Source organism: Stenotrophomonas sp. GD04145 (assembly GCF_029835135.1).
Lineage (GTDB): Bacteria > Pseudomonadota > Gammaproteobacteria > Xanthomonadales > Xanthomonadaceae > Stenotrophomonas > Stenotrophomonas maltophilia_P.
In genome coordinates this window covers 27,168-40,741 of the sequence record NZ_JAODZG010000031.1, presented here as the reverse complement: position 1 = coordinate 40,741, position 13,574 = coordinate 27,168, and the positions used below count along the sequence as shown (strand labels likewise).

Annotated in this window: 13 protein-coding genes; 1 reads left to right on the top strand and 12 read right to left on the bottom strand. The window is 66.8% G+C overall.

What is annotated here, in order from left to right; genetic code table 11:
* The 8 genes from N7367_RS14270 to N7367_RS14235 all read right to left on the bottom strand — a co-directional run.
* The coding region (locus N7367_RS14270; RefSeq protein WP_279942629.1) for a DUF885 family protein at positions 1–1,742 on the bottom strand (1,742 nt) is incomplete at its 3' end.
* A 243-nt stretch (positions 1,743–1,985) separates the two neighbouring features.
* Complete coding sequence (locus N7367_RS14265; protein ID WP_053517717.1) at positions 1,986–2,327, bottom strand: lipid-A-disaccharide synthase N-terminal domain-containing protein; 342 nt, start codon at positions 2,325–2,327, stop codon at positions 1,986–1,988.
* On the bottom strand, positions 2,327–3,049 hold the full coding sequence (locus N7367_RS14260) for a glycosyltransferase family 2 protein (protein ID WP_065174256.1): 723 nt from the start codon (positions 3,047–3,049) through the stop codon (positions 2,327–2,329). Before N7367_RS14260 ends, N7367_RS14265 begins: the two co-directional genes overlap by 1 nt.
* 89 nt (positions 3,050–3,138) lie before the next feature.
* Positions 3,139–4,104 carry an NAD-dependent epimerase/dehydratase family protein gene (locus tag N7367_RS14255; RefSeq protein WP_279942628.1) on the bottom strand — a complete coding sequence of 322 codons (966 nt, stop codon included), beginning with the start codon at positions 4,102–4,104 and terminating at the stop codon, positions 3,139–3,141.
* Between the two features lie 29 nt (positions 4,105–4,133).
* Positions 4,134–5,057 (bottom strand): ParB/RepB/Spo0J family partition protein, encoded by a 924-nt coding sequence (locus N7367_RS14250; protein WP_053517713.1) that lies wholly within the window; start codon positions 5,055–5,057, stop codon positions 4,134–4,136.
* Entirely contained in the window at positions 5,057–5,854 is a 798-nt protein-coding gene (locus N7367_RS14245) for a ParA family protein (RefSeq protein ID WP_053517712.1), read from the bottom strand. The genes N7367_RS14250 and N7367_RS14245 overlap by 1 nt, the downstream gene beginning before the upstream one ends.
* Before the next feature lie 111 nt (positions 5,855–5,965).
* Complete coding sequence (gene rsmG / locus N7367_RS14240) at positions 5,966–6,604, bottom strand: 16S rRNA (guanine(527)-N(7))-methyltransferase RsmG (protein WP_053517711.1); 639 nt, start codon at positions 6,602–6,604, stop codon at positions 5,966–5,968.
* 39 nt (positions 6,605–6,643) lie between these two features.
* Complete coding sequence (locus tag N7367_RS14235; RefSeq protein WP_279942626.1) at positions 6,644–7,243, bottom strand: 4'-phosphopantetheinyl transferase superfamily protein; 600 nt, start codon at positions 7,241–7,243, stop codon at positions 6,644–6,646.
* Positions 7,244–7,327: 84 nt separating this feature from the next.
* Here N7367_RS14235 and N7367_RS14230 point away from each other — a divergent pair, with 84 nt between their 5' ends.
* Positions 7,328–7,579 carry a GlsB/YeaQ/YmgE family stress response membrane protein gene (locus tag N7367_RS14230; protein ID WP_005411656.1) on the top strand — a complete coding sequence of 84 codons (252 nt, stop codon included), beginning with the start codon at positions 7,328–7,330 and terminating at the stop codon, positions 7,577–7,579.
* Positions 7,580–7,615: 36 nt separating this feature from the next.
* Here the strand turns inward: N7367_RS14230 and xth are convergent, their stop codons facing one another.
* The 4 genes from xth to N7367_RS14210 all read right to left on the bottom strand — a co-directional run bounded on the left by xth (position 7,616) and on the right by N7367_RS14210 (position 13,347).
* On the bottom strand, positions 7,616–8,383 hold the full coding sequence (xth, locus tag N7367_RS14225) for an exodeoxyribonuclease III (RefSeq protein ID WP_065174252.1): 768 nt from the start codon (positions 8,381–8,383) through the stop codon (positions 7,616–7,618).
* Positions 8,384–8,496: 113 nt separating this feature from the next.
* Positions 8,497–9,906 carry a coniferyl aldehyde dehydrogenase gene (locus N7367_RS14220; protein WP_279942625.1) on the bottom strand — a complete coding sequence of 470 codons (1,410 nt, stop codon included), beginning with the start codon at positions 9,904–9,906 and terminating at the stop codon, positions 8,497–8,499.
* A 260-nt stretch (positions 9,907–10,166) separates the two neighbouring features.
* Entirely contained in the window at positions 10,167–11,831 is a 1,665-nt protein-coding gene (locus N7367_RS14215; protein ID WP_279942624.1) for an MFS transporter, read from the bottom strand.
* 94 nt (positions 11,832–11,925) lie between these two features.
* On the bottom strand, positions 11,926–13,347 hold the full coding sequence (locus tag N7367_RS14210) for a DcaP family trimeric outer membrane transporter (protein WP_197571679.1): 1,422 nt from the start codon (positions 13,345–13,347) through the stop codon (positions 11,926–11,928).
* Between the last annotated feature and the right edge of the window lie 227 nt (positions 13,348–13,574).

Genomic DNA, 13,574 nt, shown 5'->3' with positions numbered 1-13,574 from the left:
TGGATCTGCTGTTCCAGTACCGGCAGCGGCACCGACCCCTGCTTGAGCACGGCGTCATGGAAACCCTTGACGTCGAACTTGTCGCCCAGCTCCTTCTCGGCCTGCGCGCGCAGGCGCACGATGGCGATCTCGCCGAGCTTGTAGCTCAACGCCTGGCCCGGCCAGGAGATGTAGCGATCCACTTCGGTGGTCACTTCGTGCTCGCTCAGCGCGGTATGGTCACGCAGGTAGGCGATGGCCTGTTCCCGGGTCCAGCCCTTGCTGTGCACCCCGGTATCGATCACCAGGCGTGCCGCGCGCCACATCTCGTAGGTGAGGCGACCGAAATCCTCGTAGGGGGTTTCATAGATGCCCATCTCCACGCCCAGCTTCTCGCTATACAGGCCCCAGCCTTCGCCGTAGGCGGAGATGTAGGCGTTGCGGCGGAACTCGGGCTGTTCGCCCTGTTCGGCAGCGAGCGCGCCCTGCAGGGCATGACCAGGATCGGACTCGTGCAGGGTCAGCGCTGGCAGGTTGTACAGCGGCCGCGCCGGCAGGTTGTAGGTGTTGAGCCAATAGGTGCCCATGCCACCGCGGCCTGCGGTCCAGAATGGCGCGATGTCCGGCGGCACCGGCACGATGGTGAAGCGCGCGCGCGGCAGCGTCATGTACTTGCCGATGACACCATCGATGCGCTTGGAGATCCACGCCGCCCGATACAGCAGCTCGTTCGGGGTCTTGGCGTAGAACTGCGGATCGGTGCGCAGGAAGGTCAGGAATTCGCCGAAACTGCCCTTGAAGCCGACCTGCTGGATGATGTCGTTCATCTCCTTCTGGATGCGCGCGACTTCGCCCAGGCCGATGCGATGGATCTCATCCGGCGACAGGTCCAGCGTGGTGTATTCGTGGATCTGCTGCCTGTAGAACGCCTTGCCCTCCGGCATCGCTTCGGCCGCCAGGGTGGTACGCGCCTGCGGGACGTACTCATTGACGAAGAAGGTACGCAGCTGCTGGAAGGCCGGCACCACCTTGCCGCTGATCGCCGCACGGGCCTGCGCCTGCAGCTGCGCCTGCTCGGCCGCCGGAATGCTGGCCGGCAGCTTCTTGAACGGCGCGTACAGCGGCGACTCGGTGGGGTCCTTCAGCTCGGCGACGGTGGCAATGGAGACCTCGCGCCCGTCAAGCACCGCGCGGGGCACGCTGAAACCCCGCTTGAGTCCGGCGCGCATGTTGTCGGTCTGCTGGCCGAAATAGCGCGGCACATCGTCCAGGCGTGCGATGTAGTTGCGGAAGTCCTGTGCGGTCTTCATCTCGCGCCGGGCCATGAACGAGAGATTGGACCAGAACGAGGAATCGGAGTTGAACGGCATCTCGTAGGCCCGCAGACGCACCTCCTCGGCGAGGTTGAACACCTGGTCGCGGTAGATCGCGTAGTTCACCTGGTTGTCGGCGCTGAGTGTCTTCGGGTCGATCTTCTTCAGCTCGGCCAGGGTCTGGTCCCAGACCTTCAGGCGCGCCTGCTGCGCGGCCGCGCCCACATCGGGCAGCCGCGTGGCATTGGCCGGCGCGTCGCCATCCTCGCTGGCTTCACCGCCCCCGGCCTGGCGCCACTTCCATTCCTTTTCGTACAGCGCGCGGAAGGCGGCATCGGCCGCCGATTCGGTGGTCGCAGGGGCGGACGCCGCGAGCGCGGGCGGAGCCGCCACAACGGCAGCCGGAGCGGACAGGGCGATGAGCAGGGCAACGGCAAGACGGGTTTTCACGAGCACAGGTTCCCGGGAAGGCAGACGCCGATCATGGCACCGCCGGACAGCCGGGGCATGGTTCAAAAGTCCTGCCTGCGCTGCAGGACCGGTAACGCGGGGACCGCACACCTTCGCCGGGCATGGCCCGGCGCTAACGGCGTTCGATCCCGTCCAGGTGCCGCCTCAACGGTTGGATCGGTAGCGCGGGGCCATGCCCCGCGAGCGCGCAGCGTGCAGAACGGACACCTCTCCGGCGCTGCCTCAATGGCTGGCTTTGTCCCGCTTCCAGCCGCGGTGCCGGATATCCAGGTGCAGGCTGTACAGCGCGGTGAACGCCGGGAACAGGTTCTGCAGCACGCCTACCGAATCCTGCTTGGCCGAGAACAGGAAGTAGCTCAGCGTCATCAGGCTGCCGATCACGCTCATGTACCAGAACAGGCGCGGGATGACCGGCTTGCCGGCACGCCGGGAGGCGATGAACTGGACCAGCCAGCGACCGCCGAACATCAGCGCGCCGGTATAGCCGATCAGCTTCCAGCCCGTCACATGCAGGCCGGTCCAGAACAACCAGGTCAGCGGCTGGTCGAGCCAGTGCAGCGCCATCATCGTTCTTCCACCGCCGTACGCCTGCTGCGGGTGATCAGCCAGGCAACCCCCCGCAGGTCGCGGATGCCGACCAGCGCACGGCCGAGGTTGTTGTACTTGGAGACGCCAGCGGTACGGTGACGATGGTTGACCGGCACGCTGGTGGTCTTCCAACCGGCACGCTGCATCAGCGCCGGCAGATAGCGGTGCATGTGGTCGAAATACGGCAGGTCGAGGAAGGCTTCGCGCTCGAACAGCTTGATGCCGCAGCCGGTGTCGGGCGTATCGTCGCGCAGCATGCGCGCCCGGATGCGGTTGGCCCAGCGACTGGCCCAGCGCTTGCTGCCGCTGTCCTGGCGGTTGACGCGCCAGCCGGCAAACAGCTTCACCTGCCCGTCGGCAGCATCGCGGGCCGCCAGCAGCTTGGGGATGTCGGCCGGATCGTTCTGGCCATCACCATCCAGGGTGGCGATCCACGGCGCACGGGCATGCTTGACACCGGTGCGCACCGCTGTGCTCTGCCCGCTCTGCTCGACGTGGTGCAGCACCCGCAGCTCCGGCGTGGTGGCTTTCAGGCCCTGCAGCACCGCCAGGCTGTCATCGCGGGAGTGATCGTCGACATAGACGATCTCGAACGGCAACCGGCCCCGCAGTGCCGCGACGATTTCGGCGATCAGGGGCGCGACATTGTCGCGCTCATTGAATACGGGGACGACAACGGAAAGCTCGGGTTGGCTCATGGGTCACTCGGCCAAGAGGGGACAAAGACCGCGCATTCTCCGAAGCCGAGGTTATCCGAAGATGAATCCGGCTGTGTGAGGATTGCTCCTCAGGCGCGATCGCCGAAATACTCGCGGCACCACTGGACGACGGGCGGCAGCCCCTGCTCGATCGGGGTCACCGCATCGAAGCCGAATGCGTCATGTGCGCGGCGGGTGTCGGCCATCGTGCGGACCATGTCGCCCGGCTGCATCGGCTTGTAGACCTTCTGCGCAGGGCGGCCGGCGGCCTGCTCGATGACGCTGATGAAGCGCTCCAGCTCGACCGGCGTATGGTTGCCGAGGTTGAATACCCGATGCGGTACCGGACCATCGGCCGGGTGCGCGAGCGCGCCGAGGATACCCGAGACGATGTCGGAGACATGTGTGAAATCGCGCTGCATGCGCCCCTGGTTGAACACCTCGATCGGGCGCCCGGCCAGGACGGCACGCGAAAACAGCAGCGGCGCCATGTCCGGCCGTCCCCACGCGCCGTACACGGTGAAGAAGCGCAGGCCGGTGGCATGCAGGCCATACAGCTGCGCGTAGGTGTGCGCCATCAGCTCGTTGGCAGCCTTGGTGGCCGCGTACAGCGAGCGCGGCTGGTCCACGCGCTGGTCCTCGGAGAACGGCGGCGTGGCCGAATCGCCGTACACCGAACTGCTGGAGGCGTAGACGAGATGCTGCACGCCGCGGTGGCGGCACAGTTCCAGGATATTGACGAAGCCGACCAGGTTGCTGTCGACGTAGGCCTGCGGATTCTCCAGCGAGTAGCGCACCCCGGCCTGCGCGGCCAGGTGGATCACTGCCGTCGGCTGCACCTCATCGAACAGCGCAGCCAGGCCCTGCTGGTCGGTCAGGTCCAGGGTGCGCAGGTCCAGCGTGGGGCACAGCGCGGCCACGCGGTCCCGCTTGATCTGCGGGTCGTAGTAGTCGTTGAAGTTGTCCAGGCCCACCACCGGCTGGCCCGCCTCCAGCAGCGCGCGGGCGGTGTAGGCACCGATGAAGCCGGCAGCGCCGGTGAGCAGGATGGTCATTGCAGGTCTCTGTCCACGTGCCGAGCGACTCAGCCCTGGCGGGTCCGCAGCTTTTCCAGCACGCCGTCGAGGGTATCCAGATCGGTGTAGTGGATGATCAGCTTGCCCTTGCCGCCGCGGCCGTGGCTGATCGCCACCTTGGTCCCCAGCGACTCGGACAGTTCGGTTTCCAGCGAGGCGATGTCGGCCTGCTGCACCTTCGGCGTGGCCGCCGGGCGGTTGCTCGGCACCTTGCCGGCGGCGAAGGCCTGCGCGCGGCGCTCCACTTCACGCACCGACCAGCCTTCATCGGCCGCTTCCTGCGCCAGCTTGCCGGCCAGTTCCGGGGCCAGGGTCAGCAGCGCGCGGGCGTGGCCCATTTCCAGGCGGCGGGTTTCCAGCAGCAGGCGGATGGCCACCGGCAGTTCCAGCAGGCGCAGCAGGTTGGACACCGCCGCGCGCGAGCGGCCGACGGCCTCGGCCGCCTCGGCATGGGTCAGGGTGAACTCGCTGATCAGGCGCTGCAGCGCCTCGGCTTCTTCCAGCGGGTTGAGGTCTTCGCGCTGGATGTTCTCGATCAGCGCCATCGCGATGACGGTGCGGTCTTCCAGTTCGCGCACCACCACCGGCACTTCGTCCAGACCGGCCAGCTGCGAGGCGCGCCAGCGGCGTTCGCCGGCGACGATCTCGAAGTTGCCCGCCGGCAGCTGACGCACCAGGATCGGCTGGATCACGCCCTGCGACCGGATCGAGTCCGCCAGTTCGGACAGCTTGCCCTCGTCCATTTCGCGACGCGGCTGGTACTTGCCCGGCTGCAGCTGGCCGACCGGCAGCTTGCGCAGCACCTCACCCGGCAACGGTTCGATCACCGCGGTGGTGGCCTGCACCTGGCTGACCGCTCCCTTCGGACCGAGCAGCGCATCCAGGCCACGGCCGAGGCCTCGCTTCTTGGCTGCCGGCTTGCTGCTGGTCATCAGACGGTCTCCACGGCCTTGGTGGCCTTGTTGCGTTCGTTGTTGCGACGGATGATCTCGCCGGCCAGGCCCAGGTAAGCCACGCCGCCGCGCGAGGCGCGGTCGTAGCCGACGATGCTCTGGCCGTGGCTGGGCGCTTCAGCCAGGCGCACGTTGCGCGGCACGATGGTACGGAACACGCGGTCGCCGAAGTGTTCGGTCAGTTCGGCCGATACGGCGTTGGCCAGGTTGTTGCGCACATCGAACATGGTACGCAGCACGCCCTCGATCTCCAGCGCCGGGTTCAGGCTGGCGCGCAGCGCCTCGATGGTTTCCACCAGCGCACTCAGGCCTTCCAACGCGTAGTACTCGCACTGCATCGGCACGATCACCGAATCGGCGGCCGCCAGTGCGTTGAGCGTCAGCAGTGAAAGCGCCGGCGGGCAGTCGATCAGGATGTAGTCGTACTCGTCGCGGATCGGCGCCAGCGCGCGCTTCAGGCGCTGCTCGCGCTCGCCCTGCGCCATCAGCTGGATTTCGGCTGCGGTCAGGTCGATGTTGCCGGGCAGCAGGTCGTAGCCTTCCGCGGTCTGCACACGCACGTCGGCGGCGGTGTTCTCGCCCAGCAGCAGGTCGCAGGTGGACGCGGCCAGCTCACGCTTGTCCACACCACTGCCCATGGTCGCGTTGCCCTGCGAATCCAGGTCGACCAACAGCACGCGCTTGGGTGCGTTGGCCAGGGAAGCGGCCAGGTTGACGGCGGTCGTGGTCTTGCCGACGCCACCCTTCTGGTTGGCGATGGCGATGATGCGGGCCATGCGGGTGTGCCTCGTCGACGGATGCTGGGACCGGTCATTATGCGTACAACCGGGCCCGGGCGGAAATCGTGCATCGCCAACCCCTTGTCGCGCAAAGGGTTGGCGGCGGGATCAGGGGCCTGTAACGGTGACCAGGTGGCGCTCGCCCGCCAGGCCGGGCACGCTCAACGGGGCCACGTCGCGCACCTGCCAGCCTGCCGGCAGTGCGGCGATCTCTTCATGCGGGTAGACGCCCTTCATCGCCAGCAGCACGCCGCCAGGACGCAGCAGGTGGCCACCGACGCGGATGATGCCGGCCAGCGTGTCCATCGCGCGGGCGGTCAACTGGTCGTAGTGGCCGGCCTCGTCCAGCGCTTCGGCGCGCGACTCGGCCACGCGGGCATTGCCCAGGCCGAGCTGGCGCACGGCCTCGCGCATGAAGCGGGCCTTCTTGCCGTTGCTCTCGACCAGGGTGACCTGCAGACCCGGGCAGGCGATCGCCAGCGGGATACCGGGCAGTCCAGGACCGGTACCGAGGTCGGCCAGGCGGCCATCGGCCACGAACGGCTGCATGGCCAGCGAATCGAGCAGGTGACGGGTGACCATCTCCTGCGGGTCGCGGATGGCGGTGAGGTTGTAGGTGCCGTTCCAGCGGTGCAGCAGGCCCAGGTAGCGCAGCAGCGGCGGCGCCAGTGCGGCGTCCAGGCCCATGCCGGCCAGGCCCTGCTCCAGCGTGGCGGTCACGCCGGCGGGGAGTTCGTGTTCGCTCATGCCGCCATTATCGCCCGTTTCCCGGGCTGATTCGCCGCTTCATTGCGGATACCAGGCCAATGCGGCACGGAACTGGCCGCTGGCCTGCCATTCGTGCAGATGCCACTGCCGGGCATCACCCAGCGCAGGGTCGCACCAGCGCAGGTGCAGGGCGCCGTCGACACCTGGCGCCAGCTGCAGGCGATGCAGGCCGAACGAAATGCCCTGCCCGTGTGCCTTCAGCAGCGCCTCCTTGGCGCACCAGACACGGAAGAACCAGTGTTCGCGTTCCGTGGCGTCCAGGCCCTGCAGCCAGGCCACCTCTTCCGGATGGAAGAAGCGCTGCACGATCTCCAGCAGGCGTGGGCGCGGGCGCAGCAGTTCCAGGTCCACGCCGAGCCGTACACCTTCACCCAGCGCCACCAGCAGCACGTCGCCACTGTGGCTCCAGCCCGTGCCGTGGTTGGCCAGCGCACCGGTCAGCTCGGGTCGGCCCTTGTCGTCGCGGACCAGCGGCAGTGCCTCCGGCGCGAGATCCAGCGCCTGTGCCAGCACCTGCCGGGCCTGCGGCTCACCGCGCTGGCCCGGCACGTGTGGCCGCCGCCAGACCGTGACCGGGCCGAAGCGCCAGGGGCCATCCAGGGTGGCTGGCAAGCTCATCCGCACGCAACCGTCACGCGATTGCACGACGGGTTCACAGCCATGCGCGTCAACTGGTCACGGTTTTCCACCGGAGGTTCGATCATGGGCATCATCATCTGGCTGATCGTCGGCGGCATCGTGGGCTGGCTGGCAAGCATCATCATGAAGCGCGATGCGCAGCAGGGCATCATTCTCAACATCGTGGTCGGCATTGTCGGCGCGCTGATTTCCGGCTGGCTGTTCGGCGGCGGCATCAACGAAGCGATCACCATCCGCACCTTCCTGTTCTCGCTGATCGGTGCGGTGATCCTGCTGGCGATCGTCAACCTGTTCACCCGCAAGAGCATACGTTGATCCGACGGGCAGCGCCGGGCACGGCCCGGCGCTACCTCACCCCAACTGCACCCATGCCGGCGCGTGGTCGCTGGGGCGCTCCCAGGTACGTGGCTCGCGGTCAATGCCGGACGCCACGGCGCCGCCCTTGAGCGCGTCGGAGACCAGGGTGAGGTCGATGCGCAGGCCCAGATTGCGGCGGAAGCCCGCCGCGCGGTAATCCCACCAGCTGAACGTGCCGGCTTCCTCGTTGTGCAGCCGGAAACCGTCGTGCAGGCCCAGCTGCAGCAGCTTGTTCAGCGCGCCGCGCTCGGCGGTGGAGGTGAGGATGTGGTTCTCGTTCCACACCTCCGGATCATGCACGTCGCGGGCGTCCGGGGCGATGTTGAAGTCACCCAGCACGACCAGCTTCGGGTGCCGCTGCAGTTCCTCGCCGATCCAGGCGTGCACGGCCTCCAGCCAGCGCAGCTTGTACGCATACTTGTCGGTGCCGACGTCCTGGCCGTTGACCACATACAGGTTGATCACCCGCAGGTCGCCAAAGGTGCCGGCGATGACGCGCTTCTGCTCGTCCTCGAAACCCGGAATGCCGATCTGCACGTCCTGCGCCGGCTCGCGTGACAGCAGTGCCACGCCGTTGTAGGTCTTCTGGCCGGCGAATACGCTGCGGTAGCCGGCGCCGATCAACGCCGCATCCGGGAACTTGTGGTCCTCCAGCTTGGTTTCCTGGATGCCGACGATGTCCGGGCCGAACTCCTTGAGCCACTGCTCCAGGTGCGGCAGGCGGACATTGAGCGAATTGACGTTCCACGAGGCGATCTTCATGGGGGCATTCTACCCGGGCCTGCTTTGGTAGGCGCCAACCTTGGTTGGCGCATGGATGCCCCGCGTGCCAACCAAGGTTGGCACCTACCAGTAGAGCCACGCCATGCGTGGCTTCACCGCAGCAGCAACCTCAACAACCCCGCAATCTTGGAATACGGCGGCCGCAGCCTGTCGCTGGCCGCCCAGCGCGACTGCCACAGCACCGGCAACCGCTTGCTCATCGCATCGAACCCGGCGCGGCCGTGGTACGCGCCCATGCCGCTGGCGCCCACCCCGCCGAACGGCAGGCCATCGGCGGCGAAGTGCAGCAGCGTGTCGTTGACCGTCACTCCCCCGGCCACCACGTTGGCGAGAATGCGCTCCACGGTGGCGCGGTCGTGGCTGAAGGGATACAGCGCCAGCGGCCGGTCGCGGGAGAGAACGTCGACCAGCGCCGCATCCAGATCCGGGTAGGCGCGCACCGGCAGGATCGGCCCGAAGATCTCCTCGCGCATCAGGTCCAGATCGTCCGGCGGGTCCAGCACCACGGTCGGCACCAGCAGGCGCTCGCGGTCGGCACGCGCGTCATCCACCTGCGCCAGCGGAATCACCGGCACCCCGCGTTGCCGCGCCTGTGCCAGATAGCCCTGCAGGCGCTGGTACTGGCCTTCGTTGATGATGCGCGTGTAGTCGCCGGCCTCGCTGAAGTCACCATAGCGCTCGCGCACCTGCTGCTGCAGCGCCTGCACGAACTCGCGCTGACGCGCGCTATCGATCAGCACATAGTCCGGCGCAATGCAGGTCTGGCCGGCGTTGAACCACTTGCCGGTGGCCAGCCGCGCGGCGGCCTTTTCCAGCGGGAAATCGCGGCAGACGATGGCCGGCGACTTGCCGCCCAGTTCCAAGGTAACCGGTACCAGATGCTCGGCTGCCGCTGCCATCACCTTGCGGCCCACGGCGGTGGAACCGGTGAACAGCAGATGGTCCAGCGGCAAAGAGGAGACCGCTGCGGCTACGTCGGCCCCGCCCTGCACCACCGCCACCCGATCGGGTGGGAACACACTGGCCAGCAGATCGGCCAGGAACGCGCTGGTGCGCGGGGTATGTTCGGACGGCTTCAGCAACACATGGTTGCCGGCAGCGATGGCGGTGGCCAGTGGCACCAATGCCAGCGTAACCGGGTAGTTCCACGGCGAGATCACCCCGACCACGCCCAACGGCGTCGGCCGCAGCTGTGCGCGCGCCGGCCACAACTTCCATCCCGCCGTTGCCCGCTGCGGCTTCGACCATCGCCGCAGGTGGCGCCGCAGGTGGTCGATGGCCGACAGCACGCTCATGCCATCGGCCAGTTTCGATTCAACGTGGGCGCGATGGCCGAAGTCCTCGGCGATGGCCTGGGCCATTTCATCCAGACGCGGCTTCAGCGCCTCGCGCAGGCGGCGCAGGTCGGCTTCGCGCTGGTCGAGCGTGGGCCGCTGCGACTGCCAGGCGCTGCGCAGGGTGTGCAGGACGTGGGGGAGGTCGGCTGGGGCGGTGGTGGTCATGGGCCGACTATACGGCGTGCGGCACTGTCCGAAGGGGGCAGATCCCTTTCGCGCGCGAAGGAGATCTGACCCTGGGCGCGAGATGGCGGGTGGCTTCGGATGCTTTTCAACCACGATTACGGCATTGAACGCTGTCTTTTCGCGTCTGCGGAGTTTTGTGCCGCGCGCTGCGCGGTCGCCGAGCATGGCTCGGCTCTACAGGGCAACGAAAAGGCCGTGGTCTGCACCACGGCCTCTCCTTCATCCGGTGAACATCATTCCTACTTGGTGATATCCACGTCCTTGGTTTCACGCAGGAACAGGCCACCGATCACCACCGACATCAGCGCGATCGCGATCGGATACCACAGGCCGTAGTACAGGTTGCCGGTACCGGCCACCAGCGCGAAGGAGATCGCCGGCAGGAAGCCACCGAACCAGCCGTTGCCGATGTGATACGGCAGCGACATCGAGGTGTAGCGGATGCGGGTCGGGAACAGCTCGACCAGGTAGGCGGCGATCGGGCCGTAGACCATGGTCACGTACAGCACCAGCAGCCACAGCATGAAGATCGTGCCCGCAATGTTGATGCGCGCGCTGTCCGCCTTGGCCGGGTAGCCGGCGGTGGTCAGGGCGGTCTTCAGTTCGGCACCGAACGCGTCGGCCTTGGCCTTGCCTTCGTCCTTGCTCAGTCCCGCCGCTTCATACGAGGTGACGCTGGCGCTGCCGACGTTGACGATCGCCAGCGAACCCGCCGCTGCCGGCTGCACGTCGTACGGCACGCCCGCCTTGGTCAACGCGGCGGTGGCCACGTCACAGGAGCTGGTGAACTTGCGCAGGCCGACCGGATCGAACTGGAACGAGCAGGTGGACGGATCGGCCACGACCAGGGCCGGCGAGCTGCTGCGGGCCTCTTCGATGGCCGGGTTGGCGAAGTGGGTCAGGCCCTTGAAGATCGGGATGTAGGTCACGGCAGCCAGCAGGCAGCCGGCGAGGATGATCTTCTTGCGGCCGATACGGTCGGACAGCCAGCCGAAGAAGATGAAGAACGGCACACCCAGCGCCAGTGCGGCTGCGATCAGCAGGTAGGAGGTGGTGGCATCGACCTTCAGCATGCTGCTGAGGAAGAACAGCGCATAGAACTGGCCGCCGTACCAGACCACGGCCTGGCCGGCCGCTGCGCCGAGCAGGACCAGCAGCATCAGCTTCAGGTTGCCGCCCTTCAGGCTGTCACGGAACGGCGTCTTGGAGCCCTTGCCTTCCGACTTCATCTGCTGGAACAGCGGCGACTCACTCAGCTGCAGGCGGATCCACACCGAGATGCCCAGCAGCACGATGGACACCAGGAACGGAATGCGCCAGCCCCAGGCTTCGAATGCTTCATTGCCCAGGAAGTAGCGGCAGGCCAGGATGATCAGCAGCGACATGAACAGGCCCAGCGTGGCGGTGCACTGGATGAAGCTGGTGTACAGGCCACGCTTGTCATCCGGGGCGTGCTCGGCCACGTAGGTCGCCGCGCCGCCGTATTCGCCGCCCATCGCCAGGCCCTGGGCCAGGCGCAGGATGATCAGGATCACCGGCGCGGCAAAGCCGATCGATGCGTAGTTGGGCAGCACACCGACCAGGAAGGTCGAGATGCCCATGATCAGGATGGTGACCAGGAAGGTGTACTTGCGGCCGATGCGGTCGCCGAGGCTGCCGAAGAAGGCCGCGCCGAACGGACGCACGAAGAAGCCGGCGGCGAACGCCAGCAGGGCGAAGATCATGCCCGTGGTTTCATTGACTCCGCTGAAGAACTGCTTGGCGATGATGGCGGCGAGCGAGCCGTACAGGAAGAAGTCATACCACTCGAAGACCGTACCCAGGCTCGAAGCGAAGATGACTTTCTTGTGGCCCTTGGTTAGGGTGCCCGCGGGATTGTGCGCGGTTCTGGGTGTGCTGGACATGAGACGCTTCCCCTCCGAAGCAATCGTTGTTGGTAGGTGCCGACGGTGGGTCGGCACTCAGTATCGGTAGCGGCCGACCTGGGTCGGCGCGCCGTCAGAAGCTGTACTTCGTGGTGAACTGCAGCCGGGTGATGTCACCCTTGTTGCCGTTCTCGATCTCGCGGCGGCCATACATCAGCTCGGCGCCGACATCGACCTTGGGCAGCGGTGAGTAGAAGATGTTGCCGCGGATGCTCTGCACGCTCTTGGTGACCAGCGGGCCCAGCACGCTGTCGTTGTCGTAGTCGCTGCGCGCATAGATCAGGTTGGTGCGCAGCTTCGGCGAGAACGCATGGCGCCAGCCCACGTAGCCGGCCAGAACGCCGGTCGGATTGAGCTCGTCGCGGGCGATGTCATAGGCCGAGTCGGCGGTGATGCCCAGGCCGATGTAACGCGCGATGCCCTCGCCTCCGGTGAACTGGTAATGCAGCGAATCGCTGTCGCCCATCACCCACTTGCCGCCCAGGGTCAGGCCGCCGGCAACCTTGTCGGCCTTGGCGCCGGTGGTCTGGTTGTCGACCTTCAGCTGGCGGACGATGCCGCCGACGCCGAAGGTGCCCCAGTCGCCCTTCCAGCCGTAACGCATCGTCAGATCAGGCAGGCTGCCGCGATCGGAGTTGGCGCTGGCGTTGGTCCAGGCGCCGGTGACCGGATTGCGGGTACCGGTAAGCGTGGTGGTTTCCGGGTTTTCCAGGGCAACGCTGAAGCCGCCGCTGGTGTAACGCACCTGTGCCTGGCGTACGAAGATCACACCGTCGGTCGGGCCGACGAAGTCGACCGCTTCCGGCAATGCGGCCGCGTCCATGAAGTTGGACCAGGTCTGGCCGGCGAGCCAGTTGTTCCAGTACATGTAGGCATGGCGCAGGGTGACGCCGTAGGTGTTGGTGGCGGTCTGGTTGCCGAGCGAGTTGCCGAAGAAGTCCATCTCGAAGAACGCGCCGGCTTTGTTGCCGGACTCGCTCACGTTGTCGATGCCCAGGTTGAAGCGCGAGAACTTTGCGTGGGCGTTGTAGTCGGTGCCCGAACGCCTGCCGTTTCCGCCGGCGCCTTCCACCGGGGTCTGGCCCGGCAGGTACAGCGAACGGCCGGTGGCATCGTCGGCCAGCTGGCCGTCGCTGGTCTGGGTCGCCAGGAAGTCAGCCTTGATGAAGCCACCGATCTTGACCGTGGTACCCGGTGCGGCACCCGGAGTGATGGTGGTGACCTGGATCGGCTGCTTGCCGGCCGGCACCGCCGGCTTCTGCTCGGACTGCACGGTGCGGACTTCGGTCACCGCCTGCTGGGTCTGGGCGATCTGGGTCTGCTGCTGTTGCTGCGAAGACAGCAGCAGCTGGACCTGGCGCTCCAGTTCGGCGATGCGTGATTCGAGTGCTTTCTCTTTGGCGGTCTCTGCGAACGCCATGCCCGGTGCGACCAGGGCGACCAGCAGGCAGGCCGCCAAAGGTGTGCGCACGGCTTTCAACGTACGGTGGCTCATGTTGCCCTCTCTCCCAAGTGGCAAGGTGATGCCGCGCGTGGGGCACGGTCGAGCCGAGACTGCGGGGCACATGCGCGCACCGGCTATTCGCCATTGGTCGAAGCCGGGCCCGCAGGGCGCTCACTTTCGACCATGGTCTAAGCACAGTGGTGACGCGGCCGGGGGTGGATGGGGCAAACTGAGGGGGATCGGTCGTTGCGATGCTGCGACCGCACATACAAAGTCAA